Annotated in this window: 18 protein-coding genes and 1 pseudogene; 6 read left to right on the plus strand and 13 right to left on the minus strand. The window is 67.6% G+C overall.

What is annotated here, in order from left to right; all coding sequences use genetic code 11:
* Nucleotides 1–70: 70 nt before the first annotated feature.
* From ACGFIR_RS21455 to ACGFIR_RS21475, 5 genes are all read right to left on the minus strand, one after another.
* Nucleotides 71–316, minus strand: coding sequence for a hypothetical protein (locus ACGFIR_RS21455; RefSeq protein WP_393146691.1), 246 nt, complete (start codon nucleotides 314–316; stop codon nucleotides 71–73).
* 200 nt (nucleotides 317–516) lie between these two features.
* The gene (locus ACGFIR_RS21460; RefSeq protein WP_393146693.1) at nucleotides 517–1,398 is read right to left on the minus strand and encodes a replication-relaxation family protein; all 882 of its coding nucleotides are present in this window, start codon (nucleotides 1,396–1,398) and stop codon (nucleotides 517–519) included.
* 1,403 nt (nucleotides 1,399–2,801) lie between these two features.
* Complete coding sequence (locus ACGFIR_RS21465) at nucleotides 2,802–3,449, minus strand: restriction endonuclease subunit S (RefSeq protein WP_393146695.1); 648 nt, start codon at nucleotides 3,447–3,449, stop codon at nucleotides 2,802–2,804.
* Complete coding sequence (locus ACGFIR_RS21470; protein WP_393146697.1) at nucleotides 3,437–5,098, minus strand: class I SAM-dependent DNA methyltransferase; 1,662 nt, start codon at nucleotides 5,096–5,098, stop codon at nucleotides 3,437–3,439. The genes ACGFIR_RS21465 and ACGFIR_RS21470 overlap by 13 nt, the downstream gene beginning before the upstream one ends.
* Nucleotides 5,099–5,100: 2 nt before the next feature.
* Nucleotides 5,101–5,301 (minus strand): hypothetical protein, encoded by a 201-nt coding sequence (locus ACGFIR_RS21475; protein WP_393146699.1) that lies wholly within the window; start codon nucleotides 5,299–5,301, stop codon nucleotides 5,101–5,103.
* A gap of 214 nt (nucleotides 5,302–5,515) precedes the next feature.
* Between ACGFIR_RS21475 and ACGFIR_RS21480 the strand changes: the two genes are divergently transcribed.
* The gene (locus ACGFIR_RS21480) at nucleotides 5,516–7,096 is read left to right on the plus strand and encodes a hypothetical protein (protein ID WP_393146701.1); all 1,581 of its coding nucleotides are present in this window, start codon (nucleotides 5,516–5,518) and stop codon (nucleotides 7,094–7,096) included.
* A gap of 66 nt (nucleotides 7,097–7,162) precedes the next feature.
* On the opposite strand, the gene ACGFIR_RS21485 is transcribed toward ACGFIR_RS21480, so the two are convergent.
* Both ACGFIR_RS21485 and ACGFIR_RS21490 read right to left on the minus strand, forming a co-directional pair.
* Nucleotides 7,163–7,369, minus strand: a complete 207-nt coding sequence (locus ACGFIR_RS21485; protein ID WP_393146703.1) for a DUF397 domain-containing protein — start codon at nucleotides 7,367–7,369, stop codon at nucleotides 7,163–7,165.
* The gene (locus ACGFIR_RS21490) at nucleotides 7,366–8,253 is read right to left on the minus strand and encodes a helix-turn-helix domain-containing protein (RefSeq protein ID WP_393146705.1); all 888 of its coding nucleotides are present in this window, start codon (nucleotides 8,251–8,253) and stop codon (nucleotides 7,366–7,368) included. The genes ACGFIR_RS21485 and ACGFIR_RS21490 overlap by 4 nt, the downstream gene beginning before the upstream one ends.
* Before the next feature lie 472 nt (nucleotides 8,254–8,725).
* Here ACGFIR_RS21490 and ACGFIR_RS21495 point away from each other — a divergent pair, with 472 nt between their 5' ends.
* Nucleotides 8,726–8,977 carry a hypothetical protein gene (locus ACGFIR_RS21495; protein ID WP_393146707.1) on the plus strand — a complete coding sequence of 84 codons (252 nt, stop codon included), beginning with the start codon at nucleotides 8,726–8,728 and terminating at the stop codon, nucleotides 8,975–8,977.
* A 278-nt stretch (nucleotides 8,978–9,255) separates the two neighbouring features.
* A complete protein-coding gene (locus tag ACGFIR_RS21500) occupies nucleotides 9,256–9,660 on the plus strand; it encodes a hypothetical protein (protein WP_393146709.1) in 405 nt (134 codons plus the stop codon).
* Between the two features lie 47 nt (nucleotides 9,661–9,707).
* Here ACGFIR_RS21500 and ACGFIR_RS21505 read toward each other — a convergent pair whose 3' ends face one another.
* The 6 genes and pseudogenes from ACGFIR_RS21505 to ACGFIR_RS21530 all read right to left on the minus strand — a co-directional run bounded on the left by ACGFIR_RS21505 (nucleotide 9,708) and on the right by ACGFIR_RS21530 (nucleotide 18,495).
* Entirely contained in the window at nucleotides 9,708–9,908 is a 201-nt protein-coding gene (locus ACGFIR_RS21505; protein WP_393147303.1) for a hypothetical protein, read from the minus strand.
* Nucleotides 9,853–10,170: pseudogene (locus ACGFIR_RS21510) on the minus strand (cell division protein FtsK); the annotation flags it as partial. The pseudogene ACGFIR_RS21510 and the gene ACGFIR_RS21505, both read right to left, overlap by 56 nt.
* Before the next feature lie 179 nt (nucleotides 10,171–10,349).
* Entirely contained in the window at nucleotides 10,350–13,565 is a 3,216-nt protein-coding gene (locus ACGFIR_RS21515) for a type I restriction endonuclease subunit R (RefSeq protein WP_393146711.1), read from the minus strand.
* 31 nt (nucleotides 13,566–13,596) lie between these two features.
* The gene (locus tag ACGFIR_RS21520; protein WP_393146713.1) at nucleotides 13,597–14,829 is read right to left on the minus strand and encodes a restriction endonuclease subunit S; all 1,233 of its coding nucleotides are present in this window, start codon (nucleotides 14,827–14,829) and stop codon (nucleotides 13,597–13,599) included.
* On the minus strand, nucleotides 14,822–16,438 hold the full coding sequence (locus ACGFIR_RS21525) for an N-6 DNA methylase (RefSeq protein ID WP_393146715.1): 1,617 nt from the start codon (nucleotides 16,436–16,438) through the stop codon (nucleotides 14,822–14,824). The genes ACGFIR_RS21520 and ACGFIR_RS21525 overlap by 8 nt, the downstream gene beginning before the upstream one ends.
* Nucleotides 16,439–16,458: 20 nt before the next feature.
* The gene (locus ACGFIR_RS21530) at nucleotides 16,459–18,495 is read right to left on the minus strand and encodes an SAM-dependent DNA methyltransferase (RefSeq protein WP_393146717.1); all 2,037 of its coding nucleotides are present in this window, start codon (nucleotides 18,493–18,495) and stop codon (nucleotides 16,459–16,461) included.
* A gap of 149 nt (nucleotides 18,496–18,644) precedes the next feature.
* Between ACGFIR_RS21530 and ACGFIR_RS21535 the strand changes: the two genes are divergently transcribed.
* The 3 genes from ACGFIR_RS21535 to ACGFIR_RS21545 are packed head-to-tail and all read left to right on the plus strand — an operon-like array spanning nucleotide 18,645 to nucleotide 21,918.
* A complete protein-coding gene (locus ACGFIR_RS21535; protein ID WP_393146719.1) occupies nucleotides 18,645–21,053 on the plus strand; it encodes an AAA family ATPase in 2,409 nt (802 codons plus the stop codon).
* On the plus strand, nucleotides 21,050–21,424 hold the full coding sequence (locus ACGFIR_RS21540) for a hypothetical protein (RefSeq protein WP_393146721.1): 375 nt from the start codon (nucleotides 21,050–21,052) through the stop codon (nucleotides 21,422–21,424). The genes ACGFIR_RS21535 and ACGFIR_RS21540 overlap by 4 nt, the downstream gene beginning before the upstream one ends.
* Nucleotides 21,425–21,438: 14 nt before the next feature.
* Nucleotides 21,439–21,918: a hypothetical protein gene (locus tag ACGFIR_RS21545; protein ID WP_393146723.1), complete on the plus strand. Its 480-nt coding sequence runs from the start codon at nucleotides 21,439–21,441 to the stop codon at nucleotides 21,916–21,918.
* The last annotated feature ends 171 nt before the right edge of the window (nucleotides 21,919–22,089 follow it).

The following is a 22,089-nucleotide window of genomic DNA, read 5'->3' on the forward strand; positions in this document are numbered from 1 at the left end:
GCGGTGGTGTCCTTCGCGGTGGAGGGGTGGTGCCGGTGGCGGCCGGGCGGGCCGCCACCGGCAGGGCGGGTTACTGGAAGAGGTCGGGGTGGTCGTCGATGAAATGGTTGAGCAAGACGGCGAGTGCTTCGGCGGCGTTGTCGAGTTCGGTAGGGGACATGGGTACGGTTTCGATCCGCGCGATCCGCATCGGAATGTTGGTTTCTTGGTTGCGGGTGCGGGGTGTCTTCGCACCGCCGTTGTTGGTGGCGGTACCGGGATGTGGTGCGTCAGGATAGCTCCGGACGTCGTTTTCGTGGTGCGGCTTGTGGGCCACGTTCCTCCGAAAAGCGGGAAAGCCGGCTGGGGTCGGAGGATTTCGTTCATCCGTTGCTCCTTTCGTTCGAATTGCAGCCCGTCGAGTCGGGTGGGAGGGTAGCCCGGTGATCTGTCAGCGGATGGGACTCCAATCTCTCGGTGATCTGTCAGCCGCTGTCGGCGGGCTGTCGACAGATCCGTGACAGACCGGCGGGGCTGTCAGTCGGCAGCGTCGCGGTGGTGGTTGGTGTGGAGGGTGTGGTCGGCCAGGTCGGCCAGGCGCAGCCGATGCGGCCCGCCGGTGGCCCAGACGGCGTCGGCGGGACTCAGGCCGGCGGTGGTGGCGTAGTCGCGGGCGGCGGTCGCGACGGGCAGCCCGGTGGGTTCGTCGGCCAGCCGCAGCCGCAGGTTGCGTTCCCGGGTGGTGGAGTGCAGCCAGAACAGCACGGGCCAGACCTGACCGAGGGTGCCGAACAGGTCCCGGTAGCCGGCGAGTTTGCCGGTCAGCACGTCGAGCTGCTCGCCGCCGGTGTCGTACTCGACGAAGACCGGCACCAGGCGGCCGTGTTCGGCCCACAGGGCGTAGCCGTCGGGTCTGACCCGGGGCTGATAGGCGCGGACCAGGGCGGGGTCGTCGGGCCGGGTGAACACGCCCGAGCGGGCGCACACGGCCTCGGGTAGCCAGCGAACCAGGTCCGTGTCGGGGTGGGTGCGGGCGTAGCCGGCCAGGTCGGTGAAGAACTGGTTCACCCCGAGCCGGTGGGTCAGTGCCCGGGTGGAGGTCCACCGCCGCCGCTGAATGCGGGCGTGGTCGCGGCGGGGTGGGCGCTCGTCGCGGTCCGCGGCGACGACGTCGGCGCCGAGCTGGTCGAGCAGGTAGTGGTAGGGGTAGGAGCCGCCGTCGGGCCGCTGCGGCCGGAACCGGTCCACCAGCCGCAACTGGTGCAGCTTGCGTAGCCGCCGTTGGCAGAAGTCCAGCGACGGGAACAGGGCGTGGGCGACCTGGAACGAGGTCAGTACACCGTGGTCGTACAGCCAGCCCAGCAGGACCCGGTCCCGTCCGGTGAGCTGGGACTGGACTCGCAGCACAGGATCAACCATCAGCGGCGGTCACCCCCTTTCAAGCGGATGCGGATGACGGACCCCCGGGGGAGAGACCCGAGACGTGGAGGGTCTGTCGGAGGACAGGCCGCAGCCGGTGACAGCCGGAGCGACCTGCACTGTGAGGACGGGACGGGGGTCCGTTCGGGGGTCAGGTTCAACACTGACGTCAACACGGACGCCAACCCTGACCCCCGGACGGAGGTCAAGACGGGTTCTGTCAGCACCGGCCCGCGACGTCGAGCCGGCCGGCGGTGCAGGCGATCGGGGAGGTGGGCGAGAAGCAACGAGACTCCTTATGGAAGGGGTAGTGAGAGTGGACCGCCGGGTCGACGGCCCGCAGAGTGGAGATCATTTTGGTGTGTCGCCGTCGCTCCTCGGGCCGGGCAGGATCTGGGCACGGTCCTGTCTCGCCCGGCGAGCGAGACGGCACGAGCGGCAGCGGGGGTTGGTGGCTGTGTAGTTGTCAAGGAACGCAGCCATCCCCGAGCGGAGCCGGGCGGCCAAGGCAGAAGCGGACAGCACCCATCGCCACGGCCGTGGAACCACGACCATGGGTGACAGTTGCTTGACAAACGGCGAGAGAACGATCCAGCGGACCACCCGGGCCTCAGTCCAGGCGAAGGGCGGGACCGGGGCTACCGGGCGGCGCGCGTCAACGCGTCCAGCACGATGGGCCGGCTCAGCTCGCCGGAACCAGATCCTTCATGAGGGACCTCCCGTCAGGTAGCTCGCACGCCTACGACCAGTCGAGGACCGCGACGACAGCGGGCGCTCCATCCGGGAGCGCCCGCCCGTTCGCTGATCGGCCCGGTGGCCAGGTCGCCGCACGAGGACGTGCCTCTATTGCGCATCAGCGGAACACGCCGGTCAAGTGCGATCGGCCGGTCCGAAGCGCTGGGCGGAGCGATGAACGTTCGCCTCTGTTCGCCTGCGGTGTGCAACAGTCCGCTCCAGTCCCGCCCCACCCAGGCCAAAAAATCTTGACGAAATCTCCCGGTCTCTCATAATGTGAGACGCCGGGCGGTCGAGCGTGGACAAGCGGTGGTCTGTCCCTACCAGTCGGGATGAGATACGTTCGGCATCATGGCCCTCGATGAGCAGGACGGCCCGATAGGGGCGTGGATCAGACGGACCGAGTACGTTTCCTGCCCGGTGTGCGGTCGGTACGAGGCCAGTCCGGCCGCCAACGCCGTTCTGAGCGCCGACAGAATGAAGGAACTGCGTCCGTGCCCGTCCAGGGCCGAAACGGGGTGCACCGGTGTAGCTGAGGTGGACGCCTACTTCAAGGTGCCGCCGGGTGGGGAGACGCACGCCAACCTCACGTAGTCGTCGGCGTGTTGATCACGTGCGCTGATGCCCGCGCCGGCCCGGCTCCGCCGCGACTTTCTCAGACCGAAGCCCTACGCGTCACGACTGACGCTTGCCTCCGTCAGCACGGGATTGCCGGCGAGCATCTGCGGAATAAGTAGTCCACGTAGCGCTTGGGTGGCCTGGATGACGTCCTTATGCGCGCGGATCTTTGTGTCGATGGCCCTGGCGACCTCGGTAATGCTCAGCTGCACGGCTGCGGGCGGCAGCACGAGGGGCATTGTCCGGATCTTGCGGCCGTTAAGCGTCGGCAGCACTCCACGCTGGGTATGTTCGGCCAGCCACTCCTGCACCGCCGGGTGGGTGAGGTAGCACCCGATGTACTCCGCGGAGATGTTTTGCTTTGCGCGGATGCGGATGCAGGAGCCGCCGAGCAGCCAGGAATTCTGTCGGTCGGTCACCATCGCATGCCGGGTTGTTATGCCGATGCGCACGAGCACGATGTCGCCGGGGCGGAGCTCGTACCGTGGCCGTAGGCGTCTGGCGGTTTCCTCGTCGACGCTGACGCTGGGGTGGATTCCCTCGAGGCTGATGTCGCCGGCCTTCACGACGGGGACGCCTCCGATCATGTACGCGGAGGATCTCAACGTGGTGCCGGACGGGCCTGGTTGCACGTCGCAGCACTCGTCGAGACGCCGCATCTGCCAGTCATCCGGGACGGGGCCGATCAGCGTGTCCACGACACTAACCCTTCGAGGCAGCGGTCGAGGGCCAGGTCGGCTTTCTTGGCCTCGGCGTCTAGTCGGGTCAGGTCGTTCCGCAGTTCGGGAAGCGTGGGCGAGGTCCGCGGGTCGGGCATGACTTGCCGATGCTGTTTCAGATAGGTGCTGGGCTGAAGGTCGTGGCCGTGCTCCCGGATCTCCAGCACGGTCGCTGTGGTGGCGGCGAAGTCTTCCGTTGCGATCGGGAGGACGGCTGTCCCGTTCGTCCATCCCTGATACGCGTTGAGGATTGCTTGGCGGCCATGCTCCGTCAGCACACGGTTGGTGGGACTGCTCCTGCGAGTCGCTCCGCAGGCATCGACGAAGAGAACTTCGCCGGTCGCCTTGTCGCCGGGGCGGACCAGTATCCACACCGTTACCGGGACTGTGGTCTCGCGGAACAGGTGACTGGGCAGCGCGACGACACAGCGAACGGTTCCGTGCTCGACCATCGCCCCTCTGATCTCCCGCTCCCTGGCGGTGAGCGCGAACGTGGCGTTGTAGGGCATGATCACGGCAGCCCGGCCGCCGGGCGCGAGCGCCTCGACCGCCGCCTGCAGCCAGGCCATGGTGACGTTGTGCGGGGAAGGCTCGCCGTACGGCCACGGGCGTGCCGATCGGGCCGTGGGAAGGCTCCAGTTCCTCATGCCGAACGGCGGGTTGAGCAGCACGACATCGAACCGGCCCGGTTCGGCGTCGATCTCCCCGGGGTCCGACGGCGGCCCATCTCCGAGGTCGACTCGCACGCCGTGGATTGCGGCGTTCATCGTGGCGAGGCTCCAGGTCCTGGCCGTCGCCGCCCGGCCGGTGAAAGTGACCGGCGAGCCGGTGCCGGCCATGTGTTTTCCCGCAGCCACCAGCAGGCTCCCCGGGCCGCAGCACGGGTCGTGCACGCGGTCACTGAGCGTGGGATCGACCATCCGCACCATCAGGTGCGCCAGCTCGGACGGGACGAGGTACTCGTCTGGGCTGCTGTGCCGGAATCTGGCAAACCGGTCGAGCAAATACTCGAACACCTGATCGGCGGGCGCCCGGACCGCGGAAAGGATGCTGACGATCTTGAGGAGTCGATCCCGCCCGTAAAGCGTCGCTGGCGCGTCTCGAAGGGCTGTTGTGGCAGCCGCCATGCGCTCCGGCTGCCGCTGCCACGCCCGCGTGACGATCTCATGGATCGTCTCGACGGAGGCTCTCGACACGGCCGCCCAGTCGGCAGGAGAAATATCGCGCAGGCACAGCAGGGACAAGACGACGGCCTCGAAGGCGGCCGGTACCTCGCTCTTGCGTAGTAGCGGCTCCAGCGGCGCCCACAGATCCTCGTCGAGTGACTCCGCAACCGGCGCTTGGGTTGGATCGTTGGCATTCGGTGATGCCGGGTATCCCACCGAGGAGCGGAACCGTTCCCCGTAGGTGATTCCTAGGCGCTCGCCCGGCAGCAATACGGGACGTGGGATCTGGCGGCCATCGAACCACGCCGCCACCGCCGACGTCAGATAGCCATCCTGGGATCCGTGCCGGACGAGCTGAGGAAAGTTGGGGTGCCTACGCGCCCAGTTGCTCACCGCTTGGGTGGTGACGCCGGCAGCGCGAGCCACCTCCTCCTTCGTCATAAACAGCTCCGAGGTGGACATCGTCAGCGCTCCTCTCGGCTACGGCCACGGGAGCCGCCTCCAGGGCGGACCGATCCCCGCACCGCGCGGATCAGCTGCGTGAGGTGACGGGTCCGCCGCTCGCTAACGATGACCCAGCCGACGAACAGCACCGGTAACAGAATGGCGCCCATGATGTACGGCCCGGGAAGATCACCGACCAGCTGCACCAGCCTCAACGCCATGCCTCCTCCTATGTGGTTTGTTGTCCGCACTCGAAACTAGGAGGAGCAGGCCGACAAACAAATCGCGTATCGACGATACGCGAGTATTTGTTTCACGGCTGTCCCGGTTCACCTCGGAGGAGGGAGGCGCGCCGCGTGGGTCGATGAGACCTCATCGAACTGAGACAGGGTGTCGTACTTGCGGATCAGGCCCAGGCCGCCGAAGGTCGGGAGGGTGCAGAGATGGGATCCGCTGAAGCAACATCAACTGCTGTTGCTACGGCGCATCGGTGATGGGGACGACCTCAGTGGCCCCGACGGACTCGACCAGCGCCACTCCGCTCGGGCATTGCAGACGCGCAGGCTCGTCGACATCAGCCGCCGGGGCGGCGTATGGCGGGCTCAGATCACCGACGCCGGCCGCTTCTACCACGACAACGGCATCCACCCCGACCACCCCGACCGGCTCCAGCCCGGCAGGGCGACACCCCGCCAGCGCACCCGGACCGCTATCACCGCCAAGCGTAGTGAGTCGGCTTCGAGCCGGCCGCGAGTCGGTGGCGGCGCCACATCGGCCGACTCGCCGCAGCCTCCGACCACCGCAACGGTCGAGCAGGCCCGGCAGCTCGTGGAACGCCTGCAGGCCGAGGGCGGAACCGTGCGAGTCGAGAGCCCCGACTTCGAGGAACGTGCCCTGTATCGGCGGGTCATCCACGCGGCCAAGCAGCACGGCTTTGTACCCGCCGGCTTCCACCTCAAGCACACCGGCCGCGCCGCCGGAGACCTGATCATCCGGCTATCCAGCGACGACGACCCGAACGACAGGGATTGGAACCGGATCCGGCTCAACACACGCCGTGTCACCACCGACCCGAACCTCGTGTTCGCCGCGCTGGAAAAGAACCCGGCCGGACTGGAGGTTACGAAGGCATCCGTCCCTCGGGCGCTGGATTTGATCCGCGGCCTCGCCGCCGAGGCCCGACGGCGGGGCCACCGGGTCTGGGTGAACACCAAGACCAAGAACCCGTCGGTCTACCTCCAAGTCGACAAGACCCGTCGCAGAGTCCGGTTGATCGAGGAGTACGACGAGATCCCCCACGTCCCCACCGAGCAGGAGGCCCGGCAGCTGCGCCGCAACCGGTGGATGGTGCTCCCCAAGACCGACCGGGTCGCCTCCGGACGGCTGCGGTTGGAAATTGCCCGCGCTGGCTGGGACAAGAAGGACAGCTGGGCCGACGACAAGCGCACCCTCTTGGAGAAACGCCTTCCCCGCATTATCAGCGACGTCGAAGCCGGCATCGCCGCCGACGAGGAAGCCAAGCAGGCTGCTCAGCGTGCTCACGACGAATACGTTGCTGAGCAAGAGAGGAAGCGGGCAGATGAGCGTCGCCGCTGGCAAGCGGCCCTCGACGAGGCTCGTCCCCAGGCCGCCGAGCTTTTACGCAAGAAGGCGTTCCGGCGAGCCTACGACTCCTGGATCTCCGCTAACGAGATCCGCGCCTTCTGCGATGCCCTCGAAGTAGCCGGTTCCGACAGGCCGGACGACTTGGACAACCGTGCCCGATGGATCGGCTGGGCGCGAGCCGCGGCAGCCCGCCTTGATCCCACCTGCGGCGACGGAGCCCTCGCTGGCATCGACTTCGACATCGAACCCAAACCCGACGACCTACGGCCCTTCATCGGCGACTGGAGCCCGCATCAGCCCCACCGCGAGTACCGCTCCGAGCGCGACCAGCAGGCCATCGACGCGACCCGAGTTCAGGCCGACGCCTGGCACCACGGTATGCGCGGCCGCCCCAGTTGGTGGCGCAAGTAGCAGCCATACAGAACCGTGCCCATGGTCGCCGACGATCGGCTGGGCCCGTCCGACGGATGCGTTCGCCTACTGCTGGTTGAAGTGGCCGTACTTGGCGCCGGCCAAGAAGCTGGTCCAATCATCCCGGCAGAACAGGAGGGCCGGCCCGGTCGGGTCCTTGCTGTCCCGGAGAGCTACCGCGTCGGCGAGGTTGGCGACCTCGACGCATTGGCCGTTCCCGCTGGATCGGGTGCTCTTCTTCCACTGGGCGCGGGACAGGTCGACTGAGGTCATCCCGTACCTCCTCCCTGACTGATTGCCGCGGCGTGTTCCTGGATCAGGTTGATCGAGCTGGTTGGGTCGAGTGCGGTAGCGCGGAGGTGTTCGAACGTGCTGGTGTAGCGGCGGACGTCTGCTTCCCGTTCGAGGAACAGGTCGCCGGCCATGCTGTCGACGTACACCAGGGCGGGGTCGGCCGGGTCGGGGAAGTCCATGACGACGAACGAGCCGGGCATGCCGGCGTGCGCGCCCGAGGTAAACGGGATGACTTGAAGGGTGACGTGCGGCTGGCCCGCCACGCTCACCAGGGCGTCGAGCTGTTCGGCCATGACGGCTGGTCCGCCAGTCAGCCGGTGCAGGACGGCTTCGTCGAGGATCGCCCAGAGGCGCAGCGGCTCCGTCTTGCGGAGCGACTCCTGCCGCTGCATGCGCGCCTCCACCCGGGCCTGCACGTCCGCGTCGGTCGCCAGCGGCAACACACCCCGGATCACGGCGCGGGCGTAGTTCTCGGTCTGCAGGAGGCCCGGAACGAAGAGCGACTCGTAGTTGCGGACCGAGCGGGCTTCGGCTTCGAAGCTGATGTACGTGGTGTAGAGCTCCGGCAGTTCCGACTCGTACGCCTGGAGCCAGCCCAGCTGCGCGGCCTGGCGGGACAGGGCGATCAGCTCGCTGCGCTTGTCCTCGTCGGTGACGCCGTACTTGTCAAGCATCGCCATCAGGGTGCGCCGCTGCGGGCGGACCTTGGCCGTCTCGATGCGGTAGAGGGTGGCGGGGTTGATGCCGGTCTGCTCGCTGACCTCGTCGCGGGTGAGGCCGGCCGCGGTGCGCAGTCCGCGCAGCTCCGCCGCGAGCCGCCGGAGGCGCACGGTGGGTGGTTGCCGTCGAGCTGACAACTCCATGTCCCTTCGCTCCTGTCGTAGTCAAAGTGTGCCCGCCGTGCGGATGCAACATCCAGGCAGGCCGGGCAAGTGACCTTCGTGCTAATGCAATCCTTGCATTCTCACTAGTGCATAGGCACTATGGGCATGAGCATGTCAGGCCGGTGCGGCCCACGAAAGCCGCACGGTACGGCGAAGGGCTCGCGCTCCCAGGGGCCCCAACCGCCCGTCCGGCCTTGGACGCCTCTCGACGGGACGCACCCCGTCACCCGAGCGGGCTGCGTCCCCGCGAGAGGCCGAGTCAGGGAGGCAACGCAGTGGTTCCATCCCTCGTCCTGGTGGTGGTCGCGATGCTCGGCTTCGCCGCCGGACTGTTTCTGTTCAAGGTCAAGTCCCGATGGTGCCGACGGTGTGGGGCGGCGCTGAACTGCCCCGACTGCGGAGGCCGCAGATCCCGCACGCATCCCGGCCGAACGGGTTGGACGAGCGGACTGTGACCCCCACGCCGATCGCACCTGTAGTCGCCGTCGCACCCGGCGACGTCGTGCACCTACGCGAACAGGACTACCAGCACGGCAGCGGCCCGCTCCGGCTGCGGATCGTCTGCGTCCGCCTCGATCTCAGCCTCTGGTACGACGGCCAGTGGGTGTGGCTCGAAGGCATCGAACTGACCTCGCACGGCCGAGCCGGGCGCTTCCGGCAAGTCCTCGCCCGCGTCGCCGCCCTCCCACATCCGCAGGGATGACATGTCCGCCACCGTCTACCTGTCCGCAGCGGCCATCGACCAACTCACCGTCGCGCAGCGAGCGCTCGATGAGCACGTCACCTCCAGCGCCACCGGCTACTGCCTGCGCTGCCCCCTCATCGGCCCCTGCCCACCAACGAGCAAGCCGCCGACACCTTCACCCGCTACGGCGGCCTACCCCGAAGAACACCCGGCGCGACCCGACCTCAGCTCATCAATGCCCGCCGAATCACCGCCGGCCCCGATCCCGCAGCCGACATCATCCGGAGGTACCAATCGTGACCCTGCCCGACCTCGCCGCCGCGCTCCGAGACCTGCACGTCTCCATCAGCCAACAGCAGGACCTGACCAAGGTCGTCATCCAGGACGCCAAGAACGCCCGAGCCGAGTTCCGCGCCCTGACCACCGGAGCCACCAACCCCCTGGTCAACCGGGTGCTGGGTAACTACGCCCAAGGAATCGTCAAGCTCCGTGACGGCTCTCGGCTGCTCGCCGAAGCCGGCGGCATCCTCGCCGAGCACGCCCGAGCAATCGGCATCGAACTTCCGCATCAGCCCTTCAAGGGTAAGCGGAAGGTCGAGCCGACTCCCGACGAGCAGAGCGACAGCGGTCCCCGCCATCCCGCCACCCAGCGGCTCCCGCAAGCCGACGAGCCGGCACCCCACGACCCGTCGGCTGGCTGACCCTCCATTGAATCCACTACATGGCGGAATGCGGCGACGGCCGGCGCTCAGCCACCGGCCGTCGCCACCGCCACCAAGTGCTTACCGACGAGGTACTGGGCCTGCTTGACCTCATCCACGTCCTCTTCGAGGCGGACAGGCGCCTGCCGGCACGCACGCACCGCGCTGTTGAGCAGGTTGTTCCCCCCGCCCCACCACACCGAAGAGGCTGCCGGCAACCGCTGACGCCTCGCCCAGCCGAACAGCAAGCGGACGACCTACAGCCGCATCGACACCTGCCGGATGACTCGCGGCGGCAGCGTCCAACCGGCAACCGAGCCAGCCCGGCGTCAGTCCCTCGGCCATTCGCTGCGTACCGGCAGCGAAACGCCGGGCATCTTCGCTGGCCTGGGCCGAGACGCCGTCCCCGCCGGCACCAGCGCGCAGCCGCGCACGGGCGGCCTCCGCATGCGACACCGCTTCTCGGTGCGCCGTCACCGCCCGACCGAAGGCTGACGCCACCGACTCCATGCCAACGTCTCCCAGGACCGATGGACCGCGATCTCTGGCGCAGACCTATCCGATGACGCCACCGGCAGTCAGCCCGTATTGCTCAGCGTGCTGAGTGGCGGTGGTGGGGTGGTCTTTGCCACAGCGAGGACATGCTTAAGCCGCCGCATCACCAGCACCAGGCAGCCGGCCGCCGCCTGTCACCGCTGGGCGGCCTGCCCTCCCGGAGCCCACTCGTTGGCGAAGGTCTCCATCTGGCGGATGACCAAGTCGACGGCGGCGCGTTCGTGGTCCGGCGGGTAGTCGTAGCGGGCCAGAAGGCGGCGGATGTGGCTGCGGAGCTTGGCGCGTACTGGCTCACGGGAGAACCAGTCCACCGTGATCGACGACTGGATCGACTTGACCAGCTGCCGGGCGATCTCCGCCAGGGTGCCGACGCCCATGAGCTCCGTAGCCGCCCCGTTCTGGGCGACGGCGTCGTAGAAGGCCAGTTCGGCGTGGTTGAGCGGAGGGTCGAACTGCTGGCCGCGCCGGGCGTCCGCAGACACCTGCTTGGCCAGCTCGACCAGCTCGACGATGAGCTGCGCGCTGGTCAGCTGCTGACGCATGTAGCGGTTCATCAGGTCTTCGAGCTGGGCGGAGAAGCGTTCCTGACGGACCACGTTGTGCTTGGTGACCTCAAGCATCTTTCGCTCGATCAGCCGGCGCAGCGCCGCGGCGGCCAGGTGCGGGGTCTCGGAGTCCTGCAGGCGCTGCAACGCCACCCCGTTGAGTTCGGTGATGTCGAGCTTGCCGAGGCCTGCCTCCTCGTAGATGTCGGTGATGTCGGCGGCGTCGACCACCTCGGCGGCGAGCTGGGAGAGGTAGCGTTCCACCTCGGCCGTGTTGGGTAGACCCTTGGCCTCTCGGTCGGCGGCCTCCTCCTTGACGATCCAGACCCGGACGTCCCGGAAGTAATGGATGTCGCGGCGCATCCGCTGGATGTCACCGGCGCGTTCGGCGAAGTCGCGGCTGGTCGCGCAGAGCGTATAGAAGCGTTCCAGCCGGCCCGCCGAGTCACGGAACCGCCGGTGCAACGGCTTCGTGCCGGGTTCGACGTCGTTGCCGGGGGTACGTGGGTTGCGCAGAAAGTTGGCGGCCTTCTTCACCGCCCGACGCCAGCGGGTCGGGTCCGTCTCGTCGTCCAGGATCTCCCGCCACTTGACCGGGGTCAGCATGGCCTCGAGGACAGAGATTTCGTTATACACCTCGCTGATCGCCCGGTCGATCTCCCTTCCGAGGGTCTGGTCCTTCTGGTCGCTGGACGTGTACTCGGTGAGTGCCTTGCGCAGGTTCTCGGTCAGCGGGGCGTAGCCGACCAGCAGGCCGTCCTGCTTCTCCCGGAACCGGCGGTTGACGCGGGCGAGCGCCTGCATGAGGTTGGCGCCCTTCATCGGCCGGTCCATGTAGATGGTGTGGATCGGCGGCGCGTCGTAGCCGGTGAGCAGCATCGAGTGCACGATCAGCAACTCCAGCTCGTCGTCCGGGTCCTTGGCGCGGGCCTGGACGGTCTTCTGCTGCGACGGGCGTAGGTGATGCGGGCGAAGATCTGCCTCGTCGCTCGGCACCCCATGGAAGACGATCTTCATCTTGCCCTTGTCGACGGCAGGGTCCGCCCAGTCGGGCCGCAACTCCTTGAGAGCGTCGAAGACGCGGACGCAGATCTCCCGGGTCGCGCAGACCAGCATCGCCTTGCCCGGCCCGCCGAGCTGCGGTCGCATCAGCTCCCGCCGCTTCTCCCAGTGCTCGACGAGGTCCTTTGCGAGGGTCTCGACCCGGTCGGGGGCGCCGTAGACGGTGTTCATGGTGGCCGCGTACGCCTCGGCCCTGCGCCGTTCCGCGTCGTCCAGGCTGGCGGTGAGTTTCTCCACCTGCTCGTCGATGCTCTCCGGGTTGATGTCCGGCGGCAGCGACACCGGAATGATCCGCGGCTCGTGGTAGACCCGTACGGTCGCCTCGTCGTCGACGGCACGCTTGAGGTCGTACCTGTCGACTTCCTCGCCAAAGACGGCGCGGGTGTTTACCTCGGCGGTGGAGATCGGAGTGCCGGTAAAGGCGATGAACGTGGCGTGCGGCAGCGCGTCACGCAGGTGCCGGGCGTAGCCGTCCAGGCTGTCGTAGTGGCTGCGATGCGCCTCGTCGACGATCACCAGGATGTTGCGCCGGCCGGAAAGGAGCGGATGCGGCCGGCCGGCGTCGCGCTCTTCCTTCGTACGCCCGAACTTCTGCAAGGTGGTGAAGATGATGCCGCCGGCGTTCCGGTTCGACAGCTTGTCCCGCAGCTCCGCGCGGGTGTCTGCCTGCTCCGGCTCCTGGCCCAGCAGCGTCTGGCTGTCGACGAACGTGTCGAAGAGTTGGTCGTCGAGGTCGGTGCGGTCGGTGAGCACCACGATGGTCGGGTTCTTCAGGGCGGGGTGCCGGGCGGTCAACGCCGCCGTGCACACCATCTCCTCGGACTTGCCGGAGCCCTGGGTGTGCCAGACGAAGCCCGCCTTCCCGTCGCTCTGCGATGCCCGCACGATGCACTCGACGGCCCGGATGACCGCGAAGTGCTGGTGCGCCTTCGCGATCCGTTTCGCCTTCGACGTGAAGTTGACGAAGCCGCCGGTGAGCTGCAGGAAGCGCCGCTGGTTGAACAGTCCGTAGAGGGCGACGGTGAGCGCCTCCGGGCCGTCGTAGCCGGGCGAGGTGGTGTCGACGCGTTCCCCCTCGTCGTCGATGTTCCACGGCGCAAAGTGCTCGTAGGGGGTGAACGGGGTGCCGTACTTCGCGGTGACCCCGTCGGAGATAAGGCACAGCACGGCGTGCCGGAAGGCGAGCGGGAACTCCGCGAGGTACGCCTGAAGCTGGGCGTGCGCGCCCGTCAGCGTGGCGTTCTCGTCGGCGGCGTTCTTCAGCTCGACGATCGCGACCGGCAGACCGTTGAGGTACAGCACGATGTCGAACCGGCGCCGGAAGTCGCCGTCGACGATCGTCACCTGGTTGATCGCCCGGTAGACGTTGCGGCGGGGGTCGTCCAGGTCGGCCAGGCGCACGGTGGGGTTGTGCTCGGCACCGAACGCGTCGGTGTAGGGGACCGAACGGATGCCGTGGACCAACCGCTTGTGCGCTTCTCGATTCTCGGCGAACGCCTCCCGGGAGGCCACGTCGGTGGCGGCCCGCACCGCGTCGGCGACCGCCGTGGGCGGGAGGTCGGGGTTGAGCCGCTCGATCGCGGCCCGCAGGTCCTCGACGAGCACGAGATCGGCCCAAGTTTGCCGCTGCCCCGACCCCGGCGCGAAGTCCTTCCCGGCACCCGGCTCCCACCCGAGCTCACCGAGGTGATCCAGCGCGAGCGCCTCCCAGTCCGCCTCGTTCATCCACCCGCCCGCACCCATCACAACCCCTCCCCGTGAACCGTTTACTTACCTAAACCGCTTCTCTGACAACCTTCTCGGCGTCCCTGACCCGCAACCGTCCTGACATCAGCTCCGGCAGTAGGGTGTCCCGCAACTTGATGAGGGTTGCGCTCTCCGCTGTGGCAGCCGCAGCGACCTGGTGTAGCGGGATGACTTTTGCTGCAAATTCTTTGAGCGCTGTAGATGGTGGCAGTCGAACGGCCATCGCCTTAAAGTTCTTCCTGCTTAGCTCGAGAAATGTAGATCCGTTTGCCAAGCTGCGCATCTCGCCGACGCGGTCTTTCATTTCGTGGAACAACCACATCATGAGTTCTTCGTCGCGTGTGACCACCACGATGAAACCTTGGTTTACTGCCATTGGAACCTGCGGAATCGCGAATGCTCCGATAGTAGCCCGCGACGTCATGAAGATAGAGCCTGCCGGATACAATACAGATGCGCAGTTGTCGAGGCCCGCAACCGTGATCCTCCGGCTTGTGCCGAGGAGATACGGTGCTCCTAGCGCTGTTACGTCCGACGGCGTCGCCCAAGGGATGGTGCCTTCCCAGTACTCCGGAACCTTGGTGCTTGGCGTCCCGCCTCCACCTACCTGAGCAATGGAGCCGAAAGTCTCCGGCCCGGTGGGGAGTCCTTTCACTGCAAGATCAAAGTGCGCATCAGCGAGCGCCAGCGAACATTCGGCGACGCGGTCGTTGACCGCGATCTTGTCGTCCAGTGCTCCCAATACTGCTGCTAACGCCTGCTGCACCGAAAACGGCGGCAGCGGGACGCGCAATCCCTTGATCGATGTCAAAGGGGTGGCGATTCCAGGCACTCCGACTGTCGAAGTATTAGCGAGGATAGACCTCTGGCCCTCGGGGGACATGAACCAGTAATAGTAGAACTCGGGCAGCGCGACCGACTCGTCTAGTCGGGTTTTGACCTGGCTTGAACCGATAACGTAGCGGTCAAACCGCGGCTTTCTCGGCAGCATTGAGACTTGGCCAATGGTCCCCCGATGGGTGAATATCAGATCACCAGGTTTTACGTTCGCGGCAATAAGTTCATCAGCTTTTTCTTGATCAATGAAGACGAAATCGTCATCCACGAAGATGCCGCGGGCGAGATTTACGCCACGCACTACCGGTACCCCTGCGGCGACGTAGTTTTCCTTGGTGATCTTCGAGCCGAATGGGCCCATTGAGAAGGCAGATCGCTCTGACGACGAGAGGGTTCGATATTCTACGAAGGGCCAGTCAGACATCAAGCCTCCCGAGCTGGTCGCGAACGGCAGTTTCGAGGCGGGTGGACTCGTCGAAGTGGGCGTACAGCTCCTTGGTGAGGCGTTCGATGCGGTCTGCGAGCGGCTCGGCGTCCGGGTCCTCTTCGGCTTCCGCAGCGCCCACGTAGCGGCCAGGGGTGAGGACGTAGTCGTTGGCGGCCACCTCGTCGAGCTTCGCCGAGTAACAGAAGCCGGGGACGTTCTCGTACATCTGGCCCTTGGTCTTCGCGGACTTGGTTCCGCGCCAGGCTTGGTAGGTGTGGGCGATCTTGGCGATGTCGTCGTCGGTGAGAATGCGTTCGGTTCGGTCGACCATGGTGCCGAGGGCGTTGGCGTTGATGAAGAGGATTTCGCCGTGCCGGTCGGTCAGCGCCTTCGCGCCCTGCGGGGTCTTGTCCTTGGTCAGGAACCAGAGGCAGGCCGGAATAGCGGTGGTGCGGAACAGGTTCGGTGGGAGAGCGACCATGCAGGCCACGAGGTCGGCTTCAACCATCGCGCGCCGGATCTCGCCTTCTCCGGACTGCTTCGAGGACATCGAGCCGTTGGCAAGGACGACGCCGGCACTGCCCCGGTCACCGAGCTTGAAGAGGATGTGCTGGAGCCAGGCGTAGTTGGCGTTGCTCTGCGGCGGCGTCCCGTAGCGCCAGCGCGGGTCACCCACCTTGCGCGCCCAGTCGCTCATGTTGAACGGCGGGTTCGCCATGATGAAGTCGGCCCGCCGGTCGGGGTGCTTGTCGTCGGCGAATGTGTCGGCCCAGCGGTCGCCGATGCCGACCGGGTCCATGCCGTGGATGGCGAGGTTCATCTTCGCCAGCCGCCAGGTGCGCTCGTTGGCTTCCTGCCCGTAGACGGCGATGTCGTGGGTGTGGTCGCGGCCGGCGCGGGCCTCGACGAACTTCTTGGACTGTACAAACATGCCGCCGGATCCGCAGCACGGGTCGTAGACCCGGCCCTCGTAAGGCTCCAACACCTCGACAAGAACCCGCACCACGCTGGACGGGGTGTAGAACTCACCGGCGCGCTTGCCTTCGGCGCGGGCGAAGCGCTCCAGGAAGTACTCGTACACCTCGCCGAGGACGTCCTGTGCCTTGCGGTCGCCGTGGCCGGTGAAGCGGGCGTCGCTGATCAGGTCGACGAGTTCCTTCAACCGCTTCTGGTCGACGTTGTCCCGATTGAAGATCTTCGGGAGGACGCCGGTCAGCGCCCTGTTCTCCTGCATGATCGCGTCCATGGCGTTGTCGAGCAGTTCGCCGACGCCGCTGGGGGCGTTCTCCACCAGATAGTCCCAACGAGCGTTTTCCGGCACCCAGAAGACGTTGGCGCTGGTGTACTCGTCCCGTTCGTCGAGGAACTCGGCACGGCGATTCTCCGGGATGTCGGCGAGGCTGTCCGCGATCTGGTCGCGGCGCTCGGCGAACGCGTCGGAGACGTACTTGAGGAAGACCAGGCCGAGGACGAACTCCTTGTACTGCGCGGCGTCCATGGAGCCGCGCAGCTTGTCGGCGGCCTTCCACAGGATGTCCTGGATCTGCTTGGTGCTGGACACGCCGAACAGCTCGGCCTGGCCGTTGGCGCGTTTACGTGGGGGCACTATGTGTTCCGTTCTCTCGTTCAGGAGTTCGTACCGTACAGAGTCGTGAGAGTGCCATCGGCAAACCCGGTCACGATAAGTTCACGCAACGTCGCCAAGAGGTCGGCCTGCCGTTGCAGTAGATGTTCGCGTTCCTCCAGACGGCGCAGCACGTCGTCTAGGCGGGCTGCCTCTTCCCGGGCCAGGTCGGGGATCGTGGCGTCCATCAGTGTCGGGCCCCGCACTGCACCAGGGCTGCGTGCCATGTTGCGGGCGGTACTCAGGAGTGCAGCCAGCACCCGGGGGGTGAGCGGGTCGCCAGAAGAGATGCGCAGGCCGCGGGCCGGGAACTCGATCACCGAGAAGCCGTCGTCGTCGAGGAGGACCCCGAATCGAGGAACGCTGGTGACCACGACGTCACCAGGCTCGGTGAGGGCGACCTGCGGATACTGCGCGGCGAGAGTGAGGCGGTCCATCCAGCGCTTGGACCCCTGCCCGAGTGCCTCTGCCGCGCCGATTACCCGATGGTGACCTCGCGGTCCGACATGCTCGGGGTCCAGGCGATGCCCGGTGAGGGAGCGGATTCGGCGAGCCGTTCGTAGCGCCTCGCAAGAAAGCTCCTTCGGCCTGGTTCCCTCGCGCTGCACCGCTCCGGTGTTCAGGAAGCCGTTCTCGTTCCCGTACCGGACGGCCTCTTGCTCAGCGTCGGTGAGACGCCCCTCGACCTCGCCGACGAGTGCGGGGCGGTCGGCGGCTAGGCGGGCGCGCAGGGTGACTGATGCTGGTCCGGGCAGCCGGAGCGCGGCAGCCCGGCGCAGGTCGAGGCTCTCCAGTGGAACGATTCGGCCGGTGCGCGGGTCGTGGCCGTCGCTGCGGTGCCCCTCCGCGCGCCAGAGGAGGATGTCCTCGGCCGCGGACTCGACAGTGGATTGGTCAAGCGCGTGACCGCTGAGGTCGGCGAGTAGCACGCGGCCCTTGGTGGTGGGGAGCGGGTCTCGGGTCAGCAGCCACAGGGCGGCGCGATGACCTGGCTTGGCCGGGTAGACGCCGCCCGGCAGTTGCACAACTGCCTCGACGATGCCGCTGCTCAGCAGCGCGGACCGGCGCAACGCCGCTGGCCCGTCCCGTAATTGGTCAACGAGGCTGCTGGCAGGGCCGACGACGATGGCCGTGCGGCCAGGACCGAGCAGATCGGCGATCGCTTCAACCCGGTCGAGGTCGGCGAGGGCTTCTCGGCTCTCCGCCGGTTGGTAGGGGAGCCGAGTGACGATGAGGTCCGGTTCGGCGAACTCCTCGTTCAGCTCATCGGCGCGCACTTCGAACTGGAACTCGGGCAACTCGGCGAGGAGTAACTGCCGGCGCACCAGGCGGGCGAATTCCTCGTCGGCGACGGATGCGTTGACTCGCAGATTGTCGCGGTCCTGGTCGGTCACCAGCGCTGTCAGTAGGTCGCCGACGCCTGCGTTGCCGTCGGCGATGGTGAGGGCACGGTGGGTCCGCAGCCGGGTCGGCACGTCGGCCACCCGGCAGATCAGAGCCACCGTCTCCGGAGTGAGTGCATCCGCTGTCAGGTCGGGCCAGCCGAGGCGGTTGGCGGAGCTGAGCAGGAACTGACAGCTGTGCCAGGGGTCGAAGGCACCCTCGATCAGTTGCTCGACCAGTTGCGCGAGCCCGGTAGGTTCCGGGGCATCGGCCAGCTCGTGCAGCAGAAACTCGTCCTCGGGATCGAGGCGCCGAGCCAGCGGCAGAGGATCGGCGGGCAGTGCCTGGCCGGTGAGGTGGCGGAGGCAGAGCGCGGCGCCGAGGACAACGATCGTGCGTCGGCCGCCGTGCCGCCGGGCGTACGCCGCCAGCGTGTGCATGGACCGCTCGGCGCGCAGGGTGTCCGGGTCGGCGTGGCCGAGCCCGGTCCGGAGTAGCCAAGCCACGACAGCGTCTGCGGGAAAGAGGGGCTGGCCGTGGTTGCCCGGCACCGGTGCAGGGAAGTCGGGGTGCCGCCGGCGCCAAGTTGTGACCGCAGGCTTTCTGACTCGCGCGAGCAGCGCGATCTCGCGCTGCGACATCAACTCCGCCTCCATGGCTCACCTCCTCGCTCTGGCGGTCACAGTACGAGTCCCGGATTCCCAGAGAAGAACGCAAATCTGTTATCCCGGGATAACACTGTGTAGGGCAGTGTAAGCGACCAATCTGCGGTTCCCTCGATGCGCCAACGACATCAGGGGGTCTGATGAACGACACGCTCACGCTCTACCAGGAGCTCACCGACCGCCTTCAGCGGTCCCAGGTGCCCGGCCCGGTCAGCGACCTGGTTCTTGCCGCCTTCCACGGCGAGCAGGTTCTCGATGACGTACTGCGAGGCGAGGCCCTTCCGCCATCGCCCGAGCCGGGTGAGACGGGCGGTGCAACACCGCTGGCATTCCTGGAAGAGGTCCGGGTTGCCGGCTTCCGCGGGATCGGCCAGCAGGTCACGGTCGGGCGGCTGCCCAAGACCGGGCTGACCGTGTTCGTGGGTCGCAACGGCTCCGGGAAGTCCAGCATCGCCGAGGCCGTCGAGTACGCGCTGACCGAGGATTCTCTGCGCTGGGCGCAGCGCCCGCCGGCCTTCCGCGAGGGCTGGCGGAACCTGCACCAGGACGGCGCATCGGAGATCCGCCTCAGCCTTCGGCTCGACTCCGGCCAGCAGGTGACGACCCACCGCACTTGGCCGGCTGGGGCCACGGATCTGACCTCCGCGACGGTCACCACGACCACGGGCGGCGCCGCGATGCCGCCCGATCAGGTGCCGCAGTGGGTCGGTCAGGCCGCCAGGTACCGGCCGTTCCTGTCCGCCCGCGACCTCGAACGGGTCATCACCGCGAAGCCGGCCGAACTGTACGACGCGATCGCGCCGATCCTCGGCCTGGGCCCGCTACGCGACACCGACGCCCGGCTGCAGCAGCGGCGCAAGGTCTACTTCGACCGAGCCAAGGCGGTCAAGGCGGCCTTCACCGAGCTGCGCGAACAGCTCGGCCAGATCGACGATGACCGCGCCCGCGACGCCCTGAGCGCGCTCGGTGCCCGTCCGCTCCGCGCAAACCTGACCCTGCTGGCTGACCTCGCCTGCGGCGACACCGCCACGTCGGAGGAACCTGCAGCGGCAGCCGCCCGGCGGCTCGCTGAGCAGGACTTGCCCGACCTGGGTGGGGCGCTGGTTGCCCTCGCCGAGTCTGCGGCGGCGATGCGTGAGGCGACCGCGACCGACAGCGGCGCCGCGGATCGGAGCGCTCGGCTGCTGCGGGCCGCGCTCGACGTGCACCACGATCGCGGGAACGGCCCTTGCCCGGTGTGCCGCGTCGGGACCCTGGACCAGGACTGGCGTACGCAGGTCGAGGAGGAACTCGCCACGATGGCCGCGGTCGCTGCGGCGGCACGCGCGGCCCAGCAGGCTCACACGCACGCCCGGCGTACGGTCGACGGGCTGCTCGGTGACATCCACCGGCTGCTGGAACCGGCCGCTGCGGCGCTGGCGCCCCACATCCCTGGGGAGAGCGTGGCGATGCGCGAAGCTCTCGCCGGGCTCGGCCCCGATCGGGCCGCTTGGGACAGTGTCGTCGCGGCGTACACCACCCTCGTGAAGGCGGCGGCCGGCTGGCTCGCCCAGCGCCACGACGCCTGGCGCGAGCCCAGTGCCGCGATCCGCCGGTGGGTCGACGCCGCGGCCATGGTCCGCGCCGAGGCGCCGGCCCTGGCTCTGCTCACCAAGGCTCGTGCGGCTCTCGACACCGCCGAGAAGGCGATCCGGGCCGACCGACTGGGCAGCTTCGCCGCGCAGTCGGACCGGATCTGGCAGAAGCTGCGGCAGGAGAGCAACGTCGAGCTGCGCCGGCTGCGGATGGAAGGGGTGAACAACACCCGCCGGGTCCTGTTCCCCGTAGCCGCCGACGGCGTCGAGTCCAGCGCGCTCGCTGTGATGAGCCAGGGTGAGCTGCATGCCCTCGGCTTGGCGGTCTTCCTGCCCCGTGCCTGCGCCGACACCAGCCCGTACCGGTTCGTGATCATCGACGACCCGGTGCAGAGCATGGACCCCACCAAGATCGACGGCCTGGCCGAGGTGTTGCGGGAGATCGCCCTGACCCGGCAGGTCATCGTGTTCACCCACGACGATCGGCTGCCGGAAGCGATCCGCCGCCTCGACATCGAGGCCGACGTCCGGGAGGTCACTCGCCGCCAGGGCTCGATCGTCGAGGTCCGCAAGGTCTGCGACCCAGCGGACCGCTACCTCGACGATGCCCGCGCCCTGGTCGCCGCGGACATCGCGGACGAGGCGAAGTACCTGATGGTCGCCGGGTTCTGCCGGTCCGCGATCGAGTCGGTGAGTATGGATCGCTACCGGGCCGCCGAGCATCGGCGCGGCACGCCCTACCAGCAGATCCAGGAAGGGCTAAGCCGGGCGCACACCGTCAAGGACCGGCTCAGCCTCGGGCTCTTCGGCCGCCTCGTACCCCGACCGGAGCTCTTCGCTCGTCTCGACCGTGACTACGGCACGCAGGCCACCCGGACGGTCAAAGCGGTGGCGGATGCGGTCCACGGCCACCGGAGCATGCCCGTCCGGGCGATGGTCGCCAACACCGCTGCGCTCGTGGGGCGGTTGCGATGACGACGTCCCTGTACCTCGCCACCGCCGACCGGATGCTCAGCAGCGTCATCCGAGGCACCCGTGGAGCCTGGCCCCGTGCGTGCGCGTGGCTGCTTCGCCACGAACTGGAAGCAGCGATGGACCGGTACTGGGCTCGCGTCTGCCCCGAGATCGGACGGACCCGGGTGCAGCGACCGAAGCTGCTGCTGCTCGCCCACTACGCCGGCCCCGACCTTGGGCGCCGGGCCAGCTACCTGTGGTGGGCGCTGTCCCGCGCCGGTCACCACCACCACTACGAACTCGGCGTCACCGCCGCCGAGCTGACCCGGCTCCGCGCCGAACTCCTCGACCTTGTCGCGCTCCTTGACCACTCGGAGGCCCCTAAATGCTGAAGCGAGATCAGGCCATGCTGATCCTCGTCGTTGAAGCGCTGGCCATCGTCGGCGTCGTCTACTACCTCATCACGCTCGACCTCATCAGCCTCGCCTGGTCGGCGTCGATCGCGATCGCCATCCCGGCCTGGCTGCTCGCCGTGAAGGCGCCGACGACGTGCGGCGTGACCACCCAGAACGGCGGCCGGTGCGGACGCAAGGTCAACGGAGTGATCTTCGGCTGCGGCCGGTCGAACCACACCTGGGTAAAGTTCTTCGCCCGCTTCGGCTGGCGTCGTCAGCCTGACCCGAGCAGTCGGCGGAGCCGGTCTACCGAGGCTACCGAGGTCACCGAGGTGGTGACGGTGAAGATCGCCGAGGACTGGAAGAGCACCGTGGCGTTCTGGCTCGCCCTCACCGCGACGACGTGCGCCCTGGTCAGTGCCACCGTCGATGCCACCAACTTTCTTCGCGCTCAGGAGCCGCCGAAGTCGTCGGTCGCCGTCCCCCGCTGACCCTGACTTGCTCCATCGATGAATCGAAGACCACGTCCCGGCGAGGATCGCCCGCTACGGCCTCTCCCGCGCCACGCAGCACCTGTTCGAGTTGGCCTTCAGCTGCGCCAAGCCGCGCCCCGGCACTGCAACATCTCGGCCTGCTCGATGTGCCGACGAGGCGCGGCCGCA

Origin of the sequence: Micromonospora sp. NPDC049051, assembly GCF_043197575.1 — a bacterium.
Classification (GTDB): domain Bacteria; phylum Actinomycetota; class Actinomycetes; order Mycobacteriales; family Micromonosporaceae; genus Micromonospora.